Origin of the sequence: Aequorivita viscosa, assembly GCF_900106795.1 — a bacterium.
GTDB classification, from domain to species: Bacteria; Bacteroidota; Bacteroidia; order Flavobacteriales; family Flavobacteriaceae; genus Aequorivita; species Aequorivita viscosa.
The window spans coordinates 54,051-70,775 of the sequence record NZ_FNNS01000012.1; the positions used below are offsets into that span (position 1 = coordinate 54,051).

9 protein-coding genes and 1 tRNA gene are annotated in these 16,725 nt (G+C 37.3%); 7 read left to right on the top strand and 3 right to left on the bottom strand.

The genetic code is table 11. The features are described from left to right. The first annotated feature begins 173 nt into the window (after positions 1-173). The 5 genes from kbl (at position 174) to BLW28_RS08670 (ending at position 6,671) form a co-directional block, all read left to right on the top strand. Complete coding sequence (gene kbl, locus BLW28_RS08650; RefSeq protein WP_073217873.1) at positions 174-1,373, top strand: glycine C-acetyltransferase; 1,200 nt, start codon at positions 174-176, stop codon at positions 1,371-1,373. A gap of 122 nt (positions 1,374-1,495) precedes the next feature. After that, the gene (locus BLW28_RS08655; protein ID WP_073217877.1) at positions 1,496-2,878 is read left to right on the top strand and encodes an OmpA family protein; all 1,383 of its coding nucleotides are present in this window, start codon (positions 1,496-1,498) and stop codon (positions 2,876-2,878) included. A gap of 71 nt (positions 2,879-2,949) precedes the next feature. After that, on the top strand, positions 2,950-5,679 hold the full coding sequence (locus BLW28_RS08660; protein WP_073217880.1) for a PD-(D/E)XK nuclease family protein: 2,730 nt from the start codon (positions 2,950-2,952) through the stop codon (positions 5,677-5,679). Beyond that, on the top strand, positions 5,676-6,515 hold the full coding sequence (locus BLW28_RS08665; RefSeq protein WP_073217884.1) for an alpha/beta hydrolase family protein: 840 nt from the start codon (positions 5,676-5,678) through the stop codon (positions 6,513-6,515). The genes BLW28_RS08660 and BLW28_RS08665 overlap by 4 nt, the downstream gene beginning before the upstream one ends. 82 nt (positions 6,516-6,597) lie before the next feature. Next, positions 6,598-6,671: transfer RNA gene (locus tag BLW28_RS08670), tRNA-Ala, on the top strand. A gap of 801 nt (positions 6,672-7,472) precedes the next feature. Here the strand turns inward: BLW28_RS08670 and BLW28_RS08675 are convergent. Continuing rightward, entirely contained in the window at positions 7,473-8,513 is a 1,041-nt protein-coding gene (locus BLW28_RS08675; RefSeq protein ID WP_073217889.1) for an endonuclease/exonuclease/phosphatase family protein, read from the bottom strand. Positions 8,514-8,636: 123 nt separating this feature from the next. On the opposite strand from BLW28_RS08675, the gene BLW28_RS08680 reads away from it, so the two are divergent. Further along, positions 8,637-11,396: a TonB-dependent receptor gene (locus BLW28_RS08680; RefSeq protein WP_073217893.1), complete on the top strand. Its 2,760-nt coding sequence runs from the start codon at positions 8,637-8,639 to the stop codon at positions 11,394-11,396. A gap of 120 nt (positions 11,397-11,516) precedes the next feature. Beyond that, a complete protein-coding gene (locus BLW28_RS08685) occupies positions 11,517-12,893 on the top strand; it encodes a DUF5689 domain-containing protein (protein WP_083540709.1) in 1,377 nt (458 codons plus the stop codon). Between the two features lie 993 nt (positions 12,894-13,886). On the opposite strand, the gene BLW28_RS08690 is transcribed toward BLW28_RS08685, so the two are convergent. Continuing rightward, positions 13,887-15,779, bottom strand: a complete 1,893-nt coding sequence (locus tag BLW28_RS08690) for an OmpA family protein (protein WP_073217900.1) — start codon at positions 15,777-15,779, stop codon at positions 13,887-13,889. A gap of 23 nt (positions 15,780-15,802) precedes the next feature. Next, positions 15,803-16,720 carry a PorP/SprF family type IX secretion system membrane protein gene (locus tag BLW28_RS08695; protein WP_073217903.1) on the bottom strand — a complete coding sequence of 306 codons (918 nt, stop codon included), beginning with the start codon at positions 16,718-16,720 and terminating at the stop codon, positions 15,803-15,805. Positions 16,721-16,725 lie beyond the last annotated feature (5 nt).

Here is a 16,725-nt window from a genome sequence, read left to right on the forward strand (position 1 = left end):
AGAGTTGAGGTATCTTATCTATTGTATTTTAATTAAAGGTTTTTTAGCGTGTTCTTAGGTTAAAATTCCCCAAGCATTAACCCACCGTTTGGTTTGCATTTTCTAAATCTTGTTCTATTTGAGAAATAAAGGTTAAATTTGATTTTTATATACACATTTTAAAACTCCAAAAAATGTACGGAAAAATCAAGGAACACTTACAGAAAGAACTACAAGAAATAGAGGAAAATGGACTCTTTAAAAAAGAACGCATTATTACTTCACCCCAAGATGCGGTTATAAAAATATCGACAGGTCAGGAGGTAATTAATTTTTGTGCAAACAACTACTTAGGGCTTTCTTCCCATCCAGAAGTAGTTCAAGCAGCCAAAGATGTTATGGATACGCATGGCTTCGGAATGTCTTCTGTCCGATTTATTTGTGGAACTCAAGATATCCATAAGGAATTGGAAAAGAAGATAGCCGATTTTTATGGTTATGAAGATACCATTCTATATGCTGCTTGTTTCGATGCTAATGGTGGTGTTTTTGAACCGCTGTTAGGCCCAGAGGATGCAATAATTTCAGATTCATTAAACCATGCTTCCATAATTGATGGTGTAAGACTATGTAAAGCCTCTAGGTATCGCTATGAAAATAGTAATATGGAAGAGTTGGAAAAACAGCTCATCGCTTCAACTGAAAATGGAGATCGTTTCAAACTTATCGTTACAGATGGAGTTTTCTCAATGGACGGCCTTGTTGCCCCATTAGATAAAATTTGTGACCTAGCAGACAAATACAACGCTTTGGTTATGGTTGATGATTGCCACGCAACTGGATTTATCGGAAAAACAGGACGTGGAACCGGTGAGGAAAAAGGGGTAATGGACAGAGTAGATATCGTTACCGGAACACTTGGTAAAGCGCTAGGAGGTGCAATGGGCGGTTATACAACTGGTAAAAAAGAGATAATCGAAATGCTGCGTCAGCGTTCTCGTCCTTATTTGTTTTCTAATTCTCTTGCTCCTGCAATTGTTGGTGCTTCCTTAAAAGTTTTTGAAATGCTTGAAAAAGATAATTCGCTTATCGATAAACTTACCGAAAACACAGCGTATTTTAAAGCAGGAATGAAAAAAGCCGGATTTGATATTATCGATGGGGACTCAGCAATTGTACCGGTAATGCTTTATGATGCGAAGCTTTCTCAACAAATGGCAGATATGCTACTTGAAGAGGGTATATATGTAATTGGATTCTTCTTCCCTGTGGTGCCGAAAGATATGGCACGAATTCGAGTGCAATTATCTGCTGCTCACACTCGCGAGCATTTAGATAAAGCTATAAATGCATTTATAACTGTAGGTAAAAAATTGAGAATAATCAACTCTTAAACCCAACAATTTCGCATTAATCGTGTCTGTTTTAGGAAAACTTTATCAAATTTGCTTTTGTAGATACACTTTAACAACCTACTTTTGCCTTTAATTAACACTTAAAAATTAAACAATCGAATATGAAACATCTATTCAAATTATTAGTTGCTGCCATCCTATTTATGGGGATTGGCGTAGCGAACGCACAAGACGAGAATCATCCTTGGGCCCTAGAGGTTGGAGTTAACGCTGTTGACTTTTACCCAGTAGGCACAAGCGATAAAGGTCGTATTGACCCAAGCATGAGAGGGGAAATGTTTGACGAATTCTTTAATGCTAACGATCACTGGAACATCCTCCCTTCTGTTTCAAGAATTGCGCTTAGCCGCTATATCGCCAACGGTATTGTATTTACTGCGGGTGGTTCTGTCAACAAAATCACCAAAATTGGTGATAGCTCTGCTGATGACCTAAACTACTACTCAGCTGATGGTGAAATCAAGTACAGCTTTAAAAATGCAATTGGAAGCACTTGGTTCGATCCTTCTATAGGTATTGGAGGTGGTTACACTTGGGTTGATGATATCGGATTTGGAACTGGAAATGCCCTTGCAGGCGTTAAGTTTTGGTTCAACGAAAACATCGCTCTTAACCTACAATCTACTTATAAGCATGCTTTTGAGGACGATTACGGTATCAGTCATTTCCAACACTCAGCAGGAGTTGTATTCCAGTTTGGTGGTGTAGACACTGACGGAGACGGAATCTATGATAAGGACGATGAGTGCCCTGAAACTCCAGGTTTAGCTGAATTTAACGGCTGTCCTGATACTGATGGTGACGGAATCCCAGATCACCTTGATGAGTGTCCAGATACTCCAGGTTTAGCTGAATTTAACGGTTGCCCTGATACTGATGGAGATAAAATTCCAGATCACCTTGACGAATGTCCTACTGTAGCTGGATTGGCTAAATTTAACGGCTGTCCTGATACTGATGGTGACGGAATCCCTGATCACTTAGATAAGTGTCCAAACGAAGCTGGACCTGCTGCAAACGATGGTTGCCCTTGGCCAGACAGAGATGGTGATGGTGTTCTTGATAAAGACGACCAGTGCCCAGATGTTCCTGGAACTGTAGCAAACAACGGTTGCCCAGAAGTAACAGTTGAAATCATTAAGCAATTGAATGAGTTCTCTAAAACTATTTTGTTCGACCTAGGTAAAGCAAGTATCCGTAAAGACTCTTACCCAGTTCTTCAGAATATCGTTGATATTATGAAAGAATACCCAACTGCTAAATTTGAGATCGAAGGACATACTGATAGCTCTGGTAGCTTGAAATTGAACGAAAAACTTTCTAAAGAAAGAGCTGCTTCAGTAAAAGATTACTTAATCTCTATTGGAATGGACAGAGACAGATTAACTTCTGAAGGATACGGTCCATCTAGACCAATCGCAACAAACAATACTGCGGCTGGAAGACAACAAAACCGTCGAGTTGAAATTTCTTTAAAGAAGTAATTTCTTTAAACACACTTAATAAATAGTTTAGAAACGCCTCCAATATTGGGGGCGTTTCTTATTTTTAGCCTATGGTAACATTTCTACAAGAATCATTGGCTGCTTTGCGAAATTCTCGTGCAGATATTTCTGAAAGCATTATTATCTTACCGAGTAAAAGAGCGGGCGGTTTTTTAATGAATGAACTTAAAAAACAAGCCTCAGTAACTCACTTCGCACCTCAAATCTTAAGTATTGAGGAGTTTATTGAGGAAATAGCCAACTTATCGATAATCGATCCTACCGAACTAATATTTAAAAGCTACAAAGCTTATTTAAATACTGCCTCAATTCGTGAAAAAGAGACATTCGAAAATTATGCAACTTGGGCGCTAACCTTATTAAATGATTTTAATGAAGTAGATCGTTATCTTATAGAACCCAAACCTTTTTTTGAATATCTGGCAAATATCAAAACTCTTGAAAGGTGGGGAGTAGAAAAACAAGAATCAAAATTAGTATCAAGCTATCTTCAATTTTGGGAAGGGCTTCCAAGTTTATACAACGAACTATGGAATCTTCTAAAAAGTGAAAATTTGGGATACCAAGGAATGGTATATCGAGAAGCCGCTAACAATATTTCGGCCTACATTGCGGAACACGGTAAAAAACATCACGTATTTATTGGTTTTAACGCACTTAACGCGGCTGAACAGAAAATAATTCAGCAACTATTAAAAACAGGAAATTCAGAAACCTTTTGGGATACCGACCAACATTTTTATGAAGATTCCAAGCACAGTGCATCTTACTTTATCCGGAAATATATTCGGGAATGGAGCTATTATGAAGGGAAAGAAAAGCCACAATTTCCAGCTAATTTTACCAGTGAGAAAGATTTTAAAATAGTTGAGGTTCAGAAAAATGTAGGACAAGCTAAATATGTTGGCGAACTACTGACTAATTTTTCGGATGACAAACTCAATAAAACCGCAATTGTTCTAGGAGATGAAAATTTATTGGTTCCTGTATTGAATTCATTGCCTTCAAATGTTAACGGTATAAACGTGACGATGGGCGTGCCTTTAAAGAACTTTCCCGCAACCGTATTTTTTGAGTTATTATTCAATTTACAACTGCGCTCCAAAGGATCAATCTACTACAAAGATGTTTTGTCGTTGCTAAGTCACCCTATTGGTAGCATTCTGGTAGAAAAAGCGAAGGATATATCGAACAAATTAACTTCCGAAAATATCACGCACCCTACTCCCGAGATTCTTTTTTCATTTTCCAAAACAAATGAAAACGACCCTGTCAAACTTCTTTTTGAAAACTGGAATGATGACGGTATTAAAGCAATGGATAATTGCTTGAAAATTCTTAAGCAACTCAATATCAGGATCAAAACAGATAAAATAGAACACTTAGTTATTCAAAAACTAATGGAGGTTTTTGGAAACATAAGTGCATTGGCTGAAAAATACCCTTATTTAAATTCTGTAAAAACAGTTTTAAACTTGTTTTCTGAATTGGCCAACACAAGCACCTTAGATTTTGAAGGAAATGCCTACAACGGCCCCCAAATAATGGGAGTGCTAGAAACTCGTGTTCTCGATTTTGAACACCTGGTTATTACATCAGTTAATGAAGGGGTTTTTCCTTCAGGTAAATCGAATACATCATTCATTACATACGATTTAAAACAAGAGTTCCAGCTGCCGCTTTATACTGAAAAGGACGCAATATACACCTATCACTTCTATCGTATGTTACAGCGCGCAAAAACCGTAACCCTGTTGTATAATGCTCATTCCGATGGTATAAATTCTGGAGAAAAAAGCCGATTTGTCAGACAATTGGAATTTGAAAATAACCCAAATCACAATTATGAAAAAATAATTCTTTCACCTTCCGTCACGATTAAGTCGACTGCTCTGAAAGAAATCCAAAAAACAGAACAGGTTTTAACCCGACTAAAAGAAATCGCTAAAAAAGGATTTTCCCCTTCTGCGCTCACGTCCTATATACGAAACCCGATAGACTTCTATTTTCAGAAGATTTTAAAACTTAGCGAGTATGAGGAAGTTGAAGAAAATATTGCAGCAAATACCTTAGGAACCATTGTTCACGACACTTTAGAAGCGTTTTACAAGCCTTTGGAAGGGCAGCTCCTCAGTATTGCCCACTTAGAAGAAATGAAGGGCAATATTCCGCTAGAAGTAACCAAGCAGTTTCAAAAAACGTTTCGGGGTGGTACATTTTCAAAGGGTAAAAACCTTATAGTTTTTGAAGTTGCTAAACGCTACATCCTAAATTTTATTACTCTTGAAATAGCTGATGTAAAAGCTGGCAATCAAATAAAAATTGAACAAATTGAAACTAAACTTACGCTTAATATTCCCATCCCTGAATTGGATTTTGAGGTAAATATTGGTGGAATAGTAGACCGGGTAGATCGATATAATGGAAAACTCAGAATAATTGATTATAAAACAGGAAGCGTGCAACAAACAGACTTAGAGATAATCGAATGGGAATCGTTAACTCAAGATTATAAGTATAGTAAAGCTTTCCAAGTTCTTGCATATGCTGCCATGATTTCTAAGGAGGTTCCGCTTGATACTGCTGAGGGAGGAATAATTTCGTTTAAAAACTTAAATAATGGGTTTTTGAAGTTTGCCACAAAAGCTTCGTCGAGAGGTGCAAAGGATACTAATATTTCGCAAGAAGTGCTTTCAACTTTTTTTATTGAATTGAAAAGACTTATTTTGGAAATCTGTGATCAAAACACGCCATTTATTGAAAAAGAAATAGAAAGATGATTATAAAGAAAAACGTAATCTTAGAAGCCGAAAGTAAAAAACCAATTTTATACGATCTCTATTATAAAAAATTTGGGTCGCCAATTCCGTTAGTTGTTTTTTGTCACGGTTACAAAGGGTTTAAAGATTGGGGTGCTTGGCATTTAGTTGCAAAGGCCTTTGCAGAAGCTGGGTTTTGTTTCTTGAAATTCAATTTTTCACATAACGGCGGAACTGTCGATCAGCCAATTGATTTTCCAGATTTAGAAGCTTTTGCCGAAAACAATTTCAGTTTAGAACTCGATGATTTAAATCGGGTTTTGAATAGCATTGAAGCAGGAAATGAAAATCTGAATCAACAAATTTCAACAATTTCCTTGATTGGGCATAGCCGAGGTGGCGGAACTGTTTTAATAAAAGCGGAAGAAGATTTACGCGTAAAAAAGGTGGTAACTTGGGCTGGCGTTTGCGATTTTAAAGCAAGGTTTCAAGAAAACACGAGTGAATTTGAAGAGTGGAAGAAAAGCGGTGTAATTTATATTGAAAACGCCCGAACCAAACAGCAACTTCCTCATAATTTTCAGTTTTATGAAGATTTTAAAGCTAATGAAACACGGTTTACTATTAGCCGTGCGACGAAAAATCTAAATGTTCCATTATTAATAATTCACGGCGATAATGATCCAACAGTCGATATTAAAGAAGCAAAGGCGCTACATTCGTGGAATCCTAAAAGCAAATTGGTAATTATTCCAAATGGAGACCACGTATTTGGAGCAAGTCATCCTTGGTTGGAAGATTCGCTTCCCGATAGTTTAGCTGATGTTGTAGCAATAACAATAGATTTTTTAAAATAGACCGTGGTATCTAAAAATTTATTATTTTTGCCGTCCTAATCTTTAGGGTTTCAACTGAAACTTCGAGAAAAGGATTAATTCTGGGGGATTAGCTCAGCTGGCTAGAGCGCCTGCCTTGCACGCAGGAGGTCATCGGTTCGACTCCGATATTCTCCACATCCCAAACCACCGAAAACTCGGTGGTTTTTTTATGCTCAATAATTGAACCTGAATTAAGAATAAATCACTCGAAAATAAGGATCAAGAACAATTATTGCGTTTATGCAGAAAAATCCTAAATTTTTCAAATTCACTTGATTTCACCTTCTAAATGTTGTATATTAGAACTCTGTTATAGACTAACAATAAGAGTGTTAAGGTTAAGCTAGTTGCTCAAATACCTTAAGTAAAACACTCCTTTATTTCTTCTCAAAGCCGACCTAAAGCCGACTCAATGCCGACTCAATGCCGACTCAATGCCGACTCAATGCCGACTCAATGCCGACTCAATGCCGACTCAATGCCGACTATACTCCATAGATACTTCTACGTTACACCATTGGTAACCTATTATTCCGCTGTAATATTACCGATTCTCTCCTTCACTTTAAAGTTCAATAATCGATTGAAGTCAAGTTGCTAATATCTGGTGCGCACAACTTTTGGACGCTTCTAGATTGCTGTTGGGATTAAAGTTGATTAAACCATTGCTAATGGAGGGCTTAGAACGTCAAAATCATTGTTTCAAGGTTTTCTCATTTTTAAATAATCCATTGTTTTTAAGAACGTTCCGAAATAGGGCTGAAACTAAAACATTGTGTTTGTCCTAGCGCAGCCTAAAGGCTAACCCTAATAATTTGTAAGTTTAAATTCATAGCCTAAAAATGGTTCTGAGTAGAATTCTTAGCAATAAAAAAAACCAAAGCTTTCGCTTCGGTTTTTTAATACTACAAAAATGTTGATACGATTATTTGTCTTCTACTTTTCCTTAATTAGATAGACATATACTGGAAAGTGATCGCTATAACCACCTGTATACCCATTGGCAAACATTCTAAACGGATAGCCTTTGTATTGTCCTCTTGGATTTTGCAGGTAACTTTTGTTGAAAATCCCCGCTTTATATAAGCGATATGAAGAATAGTCTTTTTTTGCTAGTTCTGAGGAAATAATAATTTGATCGAATAAATTCCAAGCATCACGATAGGCTAAAGTCCCCATTCCTTTTTTGTGCATTTCTTCCATAGGATTGAAAAGCTCCTTCATTTTCATGTTTTCTCGACTTTTTTTAGTCTGTAAAACATCTTTTATGCTTGGGCTTGATGGGTCATCGTTAAAGTCGCCCATAGTCAAGATTTTTGCGTACGGATCTTCACTAAACAACGAATCCATTATTTTTTTATTTAGCTCAGCAGCCTTCATACGGTTTGGTCTGCTTCGTTCTTCCCCACCATAACGAGATGGCCAATGGTTTACTATTATATGAATTTTTTCTCCATCAAGCATACCGCTAACCAACAATTGATCACGGGTATAAATTCGCTTAGTTCTGTCTTGGCTGTCGTATAGAATTAACTCATAATTCTTATAGCTTGTAGGTGTAAAGAGTTTCTTTTTATATAGTAAAGCTACGTCAATACCACGACGATCAGGACTATCAACCTGTACAATACCGTAATCGTGATTTACTAATTGCTTTTCGTTTACTAGGTCTTCCAATACGCGACGGTTTTCAACTTCACAAACTCCAATTATAGCTGGAGAAGTGCCTGCCATGTCTGATCCTATTTCTGACATTACGCGGGCTAGTTTAGAGAGTTTATCTTCATAAAACTCTTTTGTCCAGCCGTTTTTGCCTTCAGGAGTCCAATCCTCGTCAAAAGTAATTGGGTCTTTTTCGTAGTCGAATAGATTTTCCACGTTGTAGAAAGCAATTGTGTTTATTTTGTATTGCTTTTGTGCAACAACAATTGAGCTTGAAAATATAATAAAGAATAATGACAGTCTTGTAAATCTCATTTCGGAGGGAATAATTGGGTTACGTTTAACAAATTCTTGTTCAAAAGTACTTCTTTCATTTAAAACATGTAGTTTTGCCCTGCAATTTTAAACAATTTTATCATATAAATTTTTAAGAAGAGAATGAACAAATTCATTTTAGTGATTTTCACAGTGTTTTTGGCTGGTTTTACGACTGTTGCTCAAAATACTGCTGTAAAAGGAAAGGTACTCGATACTTATTCCAGCGAACCCATTCCCGGAGTTGAGGTTAATCTTCAGGGAAGTAAATTTAATGCCTTAACAGGCGGTGATGGTGTTTTTACTATTTCTGGTAATAAACTACCTGAAGGAGACCAAATTCTGATTTTTTCGAAAACAGGATATGTTACGCAAAGAATTCCAGTAACTATTCAAAACGGTGAGCATACTGAAGTAGCTCCTGTGCTTTTTAAAGTGGATGTTGCCGATATGGAATCTCAAATTGGTGTAATTAGTCTGTCCGACGATCAATTGGATGAAGATGAAGGTACTTCCGACAACGTTTCTGGTTTGCTTCAAGCTTCCAAAGATGTTTTTCTGAATGCTGCTTCATACGACTTTAGCGCGACGTTTTTCAGGCCAAGAGGTTACGACTCCGAAGATGGAAAAGTGTTGATTAACGGCTTGGAAATGAACAAGCTTTACAACGGTAGACCACAATGGAGTAACTGGGGAGGTTTAAATGATGTAATGCGTAACCAAATGTTCTCTATGGGAATTTCGGCAAACGAATACAACTTTGGAGATCTTGCAGGTACAACTAACATTATTATGAGAGCTTCTAAATACCGTAAAGGTGGTAGAGTGTCATACGCGAGTAGTAACCGGAGCTACCGAGGAAGAGTTATGGGATCTTATAACAGTGGACTTTTAGCCAGTGGCTGGGCATATTCTGTTTTAGTATCTAGACGTTTTGCCGACGAAGGATTTAATGAAGGAACGTTATACGATGCCAATTCATTCTTTGCTTCTGTAGAAAAACGATTGAACGAAAAGCACAGTCTTAACCTTACTGCTTTCTACACTCCTAATAGAAGAGGTAAATCTTCTGCTAATACGCAAGAAGTGTACGACCTAAAAGGAACTCGTTATAATTCATATTGGGGAGACCAAGATGGCGAAATGCGTAACTCGCGTATTAAAGAAGTGGAAGAACCAGTAATTATGCTGAACCACTATTGGGACATTTCTCAAAATTTAGAATTGAATACTAACGTAGGGTACCAGTTTGGAAAAGTAGGAAACAGCCGTTTAGGGTACGATAATGCTCCAAACCCTGACCCATCTTATTACCAAAAACTACCTAGCTTCTTTTTGTCTGATCCAAATGGACCAGACTACGCAGGCGCATACAAAGCATACTCATCTTTTGTAAACGACGGTCAGATTAACTGGCAAGATATTTATGAAACGAATATTTTTTACGGAGGAACTTCAAGGTATTATTTATACGAAGATCGTAATGACGACAATCAGTTAATGGCTAATACCATTTTGAATGCAAGGTTGACCGATCGCATTTCACTTACTGCCTCCCTAGATTATAAGAATCTAAACTCTCATAACTACGCAAATATGATAGATTTGCTTGGAGGAAATGGATACTTGGATGTTGATTCTTTCAACCAAGGAGATGCAGCGCAAAACGATTTGAACAATCCTGATAGAGTAGTAGGTAAAGGAGACACTTTTAAATACAACTACGAATTTGACGCCACTGAATACGGCGGATTTGTACAAGCTCAATTTTCGTATGCAGCGGTCGATTTCTATTTAGCTGGAAAGGCTGGGAAAATGACGTATCAACGAAATGGATTGTACAGAAACGGATCGTATGCTAATGACAACGAATCTTTTGGGAAAAGTGAAAAATTAGATTTCACAACCTATGGTGCTAAGGCCGGAGCTACTTATAAAATTTCTGGTAAGCACGCATTAGAAATTAACGGATCTTACTTTACCGATCCTCCATCTTTGCGAAATTCATTCTCTAACTCACGTCAAACTAATGCCACTGTAATTGGGTTGACCGAAGAAAAAACAATGAATGTAGATGCTAGTTATATCTTCCGTACATCAAAAGTTAAGGCGAGATTAACAGGGTATTATACACTGTTACAAGATGCTTCAGAAATTGGATTCTTTTATGCCGATGGTATTTCAGTACAAGGAAGAAGCGCAACAACTGCTTTCGTTCAGGAAGTGCTTACAAATGTTGATAAAAGAAACATTGGAGGAGAACTTGGTATAGAAGCGCAAGTAACACCAACAATCAAGTTGAAAGGTGCTGCCGCTTATGGTCAAAACACTTATGATAACAATCCTGATTTATACATTACTTCAGATGATTTTGTTGACCCACAGTTTTTTGGAAAATCATATATGAAAGATTATAAAGTAGCAGGAGGGCCACAACAGGCGTATCAGCTTGGATTCGAATATCGTGATCCAAACTTCTGGTGGTTTGGTGCTACTGCAAACTACTTCTCGAATGCCTATGTTGATGTTTCACCATTGGCTAGATCGAAAAACTTTTATACAGACAACGATGGAGTTCCATTTAACGACTATGACCCAGAAGTTGCACGAGAATTGTTAAAGCAAGAAAAGTTTGATGATTATATGCTTGTGAACGTAGTAGGTGGTAAATCCTGGAGAGTTGGAGATTACTATGTTGGATTTTTTGCTACAATTAGTAACGTTTTCGACAAGCAATACAAGACTGGTGGATTTGAGCAAGGTAGAAATGCTAACTACAGAACATTATCTGCCGATGCTTCTAAAGACACTCGCGTATTTGGACCTAAGTACTGGTACGGATATGGTGCTGCATATTACCTGAATGTTTACGTTCGATTTTAATTAAGAAAAAAAAGAATTAATTTTATATAAAGATGAAATGCCTTTGAATAATCTGAAAAAAGGCGACGAAGCATAAACAAGCATTCCATCTTCCAATAAAAAAACAAATATTATATCCAGATGAAAAAATTAAAAAACATTAAACTTTTAAGCTTCCTATTCTTTTTAGGAATGATAGCCACTTCTTGTGTACACGACGACGACTTTAGTGTGCCAGAGATTATAGTTGAAGAACCAAACGTAAATGTTAATACTAGTATCGCTTCTGTAAAAGCAATGTACGATGGATTTAATCCTGTTAAAATTGAAGCAGGCGATGGTTCAACTAATGAAATGTATTTAGAGGCATATGTTATTTCTAGCGACGAGTCTGGAAATATCTATAAGCAACTTTTTGTACAAGATTCTCCTGAAAACCCAACCGCTGGAGTTTCAATTTCTACAAACGCTACAGACTTATATGCGAAGTTAGAGCCAGGTCGTAAAATTTATTTACGTGTGGACGGACTTTACATTGGTGAATATGCAGGTTTGCCAACGATCGGTGTGCAACAAGGCGACGAAATAGGGCGAATTGGTGTTGAAGATTTTGAAGAGCGTATTTTAAGATCTACAGTAAGCGAAGAGCTGGTTCCTAGAGTTATGTCTATTTCTGAAGCTAGTAACCCTGCACGTTTAAGTACATTAGTGAAATTTGAAGATGTTCAGTTTCCAAATGGTCTTGCTGGTGTTGAGGCGTATGGTAACCTAGACAATAATTTCGGAGTTAACAGACCTATCGAAGATTGTAACGGAAGCGTTATAATGATGCGTACAAGTGGATATTCCGATTTTAAAAATATGACTTTGCCTTCAGGTAACGGAAGCGTAACAGCTATCTTAAGCATATTTAATAGCGATATCCAGTTGTTTTTACGCAATACCGATGATGTTCAAATGAACGGTGAACGTTGCGGTGGTGGTGATGGTCCTGGAGATGCTTTGGCATTACCATTTTCACAAGATTTCGAAGGACAAGCCTCTGGTACTGGAAGTGCTGTAAGCATTGAAGGATGGACTAACGTAAACGTTAATGGAGGAACACGCGTTTGGGAAGTGAGAGAATTTGACGGTAATAAATATGCTCAAACTTCGGCATTTAGCTCTAACGAAAACCCATACGAAACTTGGTTAGTAACTCCAGGTTTAATATTGCCCGAAGGTACATCTCCAAAACTTTCGTTTGGAACTAAAGATGGTTTTAATAATGGAAACGCGCTTACAATTAAAATTTCAACAGATTTTACTGGCGATGTAACTGCTGCTACTTGGAGCCCGCTAAACGCTACTATCTCTACAGGCAACACTAGTGGATATGGTGATAGTTTTGTTCCTTCTGGAGACATCGACCTTTCTGCATACGCTGGACAAGTTGTTTATGTAGCTTATCATTATGTTGGTGCCTCAAACGGTACAACAACTACTTATCAAATTGATAATGTATCTGTAGTAGAATAAATACAGGTTCATTACTGTTATATTGAAACCGCTTCCCTTGTGAGGCGGTTTTTTTTTAGGTTATTAATGAAATAGCAAGCTTGTTTTTACAACTGCCTATAGTCCTTTATATGAATGCACCCTTTCTTAAAAGGCAAACCTAAGGTGCTTTTGCAATTATATATAACGTGGTAGTTTAGTATGGTTTTCTGATGTTATTTTGATAGTTGAAAGTCGCTTTGTTTTCTGCTAAGAATTTACTTTAGTTGAAATTGACCTTTTTTGAATCGTAATTCATTGTTGTCCGATTAAGATTCTATGATCTCTTATAAATCAAGTCAACATAGACTTTCGGGAAGCTTCTTACATATGACCTTCGTTTTCATTTTGTTCAGTATCAAAACCGAAATATTTCAATCTTTTCTATCTTTAAATACTAAGAGATACATTTTCAGTATTGTACAATCTAGTCTTGGCTCGCGCTTCTACGACAGGCTGGCTTGGTTCTTATAGCGATAGCGGCCCGTTCAAAGACGCCAATTCCAACCTGAATGAATACGTTCAAACGGTCGGTACGGGCGGGTCTTGTTTCTTTTCTCGGACAATACTGATTGTAATTATAAGAAACCTTAAAGGTCTTTAAGACCCTTGGGGTTTAGTTTCAGAATAGCTCACAGTCTGCTCTCAATGTTTTCAAGAGCATTTCTTAGAGTTTTCTATTCTATAAAACTACTATTGAAGTAAATCTCCCTATAAACCAAAAATGGAAGTATGATGCTTAAGGCGTTTAGAAAGCTTTTTAGCCTCAATTTATATAATCCGAAGCGTAGTCAAAGCAACTTTAATATTATGTATTTAAAAGCTCCTTGAGGGTCAAAAACTATTGCTATGTATGTAGAGGGTTTACTTTTTATTGTTTGTTTAAAATCGTCCTTATTATAATCAAAAACCCCCGCTACTTCCATTTTGGAAAAGCGAGGGCTTTCTTGGTTGATTAGCAGTTTTTAAAACTGACTATCTTTGAATAATTATAAATTCTGAACGTCTGTTCTGTTGGTGTTGAGCGTCTGTACATTTTCCACCACAGTCCACAGCAGGTTTAGTAGATCCGAAGCCTTCGCCACTGATTCTGTCTCCCGCAATTCCTTTGGTCATTATGTATTGTACAGCACTTTGTGCACGTCTTTCAGAAAGCGCTTTGTTGTAAGTGTGGTTACCACGGCTATCTGTATGTGCTTCAATTTTAACAACCATTGAAGGGTTTCGCTTCATTAATTCTACCAGTTTATCCAATTCGAAAGCAGCTTGAGGCTTAACATTAGATTTGTCATAATCATACAAAATTGGATTTAAGACAACCTTCTCATCAACAATAAGTTCTTCAATTGGACGTAAAGCTATAGTGATGTTTTTATCACCTTTCTTAGAAGCACCAATCGATGCTGCATTGCTTTCATATCCTTCCTTAAATGCTTGTACTACGTGAGCTTGGTCGCAAGAAAGTTCGAAGTTTCCATTTCCGCTCGCGTTAGTGCTTTTCGATTTTAGCTTATTCTCCATATTGTCAAATAAGTCTAAACGTGCGCCAGAAATAGGCTTGTTGGTATTAGCATCAACAACTAGAGCAATAAGGTTAACTTCACAAGATTCAATTCTCTTTATTTTGTAAATGTCATCGCTTCCTTTTCCACCTTTACGGTCTGAAGATACATATCCTTCTCCTGTAGTTGGATTGTAACGGAATGCAAAATCATCTGCACTGCTATTTACTCCAAGCCCTAAGTTGGTTACTTTTCCAAACCCAGATCCTTTAGCTTCAGCAGAAAACACGTCTAAGCCACCCATTCCTAAGTGTCCGTCACTACTGAAGTATAATGTTCCGTCTGAATCAACATAAGGGAAGCCTTCTTTTCCTTCGGTGTTGATTTTATCTCCTAAGTTTTCAGGCTTTCCAAAAGTGCCATTAGATGAAATAGAAACTTTATAGATATCGGCCATTCCTTGACCTCCTGGACGATCACTCGTAAAATACAAAGTGCTACCGTCTGGGCTTAAAGCAGGATGGCTCGTAGAGTACTCTTCATTATTGAAAGGTACTGCTTGAATATTTGTCCATTTTCCGTTAATGTTCTCTGCGTAATAGATGTTTAATTGGCTTACACCTTCTTTATCTTTTTGAAGTTTCCCTTTGTATAGACCGCTTCTGTCAAAATACATACGCTTTCCATCTGGAGTAATGGCTGGTGTACTTTCGTGATATTTTGTGTTTACATCACCCTTTAAAAGCTCAGCGTCTTTTTCAACACCACCAATTATAGAAGCTTGGTAGATTTCAAAATAACGCTCATCGTTCCATCCTGAAGATTTACGATTGGTATTTCTACCTGATGCAAAGTAAAAGTCATTTCCAGCAACTGTTCCGCCAAATTCGGAGTACTCCGTGTTTATAGCCTCAAGGTTTGTCGCAGTAAATTTTTGTGCACTTTCATCAATAATTTTTGGTAAATAATCTGGGTTCTTCATGAAAGCAATGGCTCTAGAGTCTGATGGCTTCATTTCAGAGAATTGCTTCATATAAGTATTATAGTCGCTAAACTTGCCATTAGCTTTTAATGTTTGTGCATAGTTATAGACTATTTCAGGATCAACGTTTTTCCCTTTTACAACTCTTTTGTAGTAGGTCTCGGCTTGTTTTGTGTCATTTACAAAGTAATAGCTATTGCCTAAACGTTCATAGACGTAGGCACTAGCTTCACCTTTCTTTAACAATTTTTGATATGCCTCTGCGGCGTCAGTATATTGAAGGCGATCGTAATATTGATCGGCCTTTTTGGTTTTACTATTTTGAGCGGTAACCATTGTGGTACCGACCGCGAGGATTAGTAGTATAGTATATATTTTCTTCATCTTAAATGAAATTAATTAGGTTATTAGAAGAATCTTGGTGAACGTAAAATACGTGGCTTAAAGAACACATCAAAAGTAAGTACTACTTCGTGTGAAGCTGGTCCAACAGTCTTAATATCCGACGTTACGTGGTCGTATGCATATCCAATACGCACGTTGGGAGTTACTTGAAATCCAACCAAACCACTAAAGGAGTCGTCTACTCTATAAGACGCACCAAGTTCAAACTTATCATAGAATAGTGCATTCAAGTTTCCGTCAAAAGAAACTGGTGCATCAAACGCAGATTTTACCATTACAGAAGGCTTCAACTTAAAATTGTCTGTAACTTGAAATACATATCCAGCTGTTCCGAAAAAGTGATTGGTTTCAGAACCTAATTTCATTCCGTTTTCATCAAGGTGAACAGACTTTAACATATTTGGAACCGAGATACCTACGTAAAACTTATCTCCGTAAAGAAAAGCTCCAGCTCCAATGTTAGGATAGGTATTATTAATGTTTTCTGCAAAAAACGGGTCATTTGGATCTTGTAAATCCAAATTAGAAAGCCCTACATCGTGAAATGTCGCTCCCGCTTGAATACCTAAAGCCAATTTAATACTGCTTGACATTTGTAATGTATACGAGAAGTCTGCAAAAACATTTGTTTCTGTTACAGGACCTAACTCATCTCTAATAGCAGATAAACCGATACCTATTTTTTCACTAATTGGAGTATGTGCTGCAAAAGTGAAGGTTACTGGACTGTCGTCCATGCCACTCCACTGGTTACGGTATAGTGCTGTAAGGGAAAGGCTTTCCTTCGACCCCGCATAAGCAGGGTTAATTACGTTCATATTGTACATGTACTGAGTGTATTGCGGATCTTGTTGCGCTTGCGACTCCTGAAAGAGCAGAACCGTTACTAACACTGTTAGGATATATATATGTTTTTTCATTTTTA

Bases quoted from the DNA above. Each gene is read 5' to 3' on its own strand.
- BLW28_RS08675 (WP_073217889.1), bottom strand. From the start codon at position 8,513: ATGAGATTTACAAGACTGTCATTATTCTTTATTATATTTTCAAGCTCA.
- kbl (WP_073217873.1), top strand. From the start codon at position 174: ATGTACGGAAAAATCAAGGAACACTTACAGAAAGAACTACAAGAAATA.
- BLW28_RS08660 (WP_073217880.1), top strand. From the start codon at position 2,950: ATGGTAACATTTCTACAAGAATCATTGGCTGCTTTGCGAAATTCTCGT.
- BLW28_RS08655 (WP_073217877.1), top strand. From the start codon at position 1,496: ATGAAACATCTATTCAAATTATTAGTTGCTGCCATCCTATTTATGGGG.
- BLW28_RS08685 (WP_083540709.1), top strand. From the start codon at position 11,517: ATGAAAAAATTAAAAAACATTAAACTTTTAAGCTTCCTATTCTTTTTA.
- BLW28_RS08680 (WP_073217893.1), top strand. From the start codon at position 8,637: ATGAACAAATTCATTTTAGTGATTTTCACAGTGTTTTTGGCTGGTTTT.
- BLW28_RS08695 (WP_073217903.1), bottom strand. From the start codon at position 16,720: ATGAAAAAACATATATATATCCTAACAGTGTTAGTAACGGTTCTGCTC.
- BLW28_RS08690 (WP_073217900.1), bottom strand. From the start codon at position 15,779: ATGAAGAAAATATATACTATACTACTAATCCTCGCGGTCGGTACCACA.
- BLW28_RS08665 (WP_073217884.1), top strand. From the start codon at position 5,676: ATGATTATAAAGAAAAACGTAATCTTAGAAGCCGAAAGTAAAAAACCA.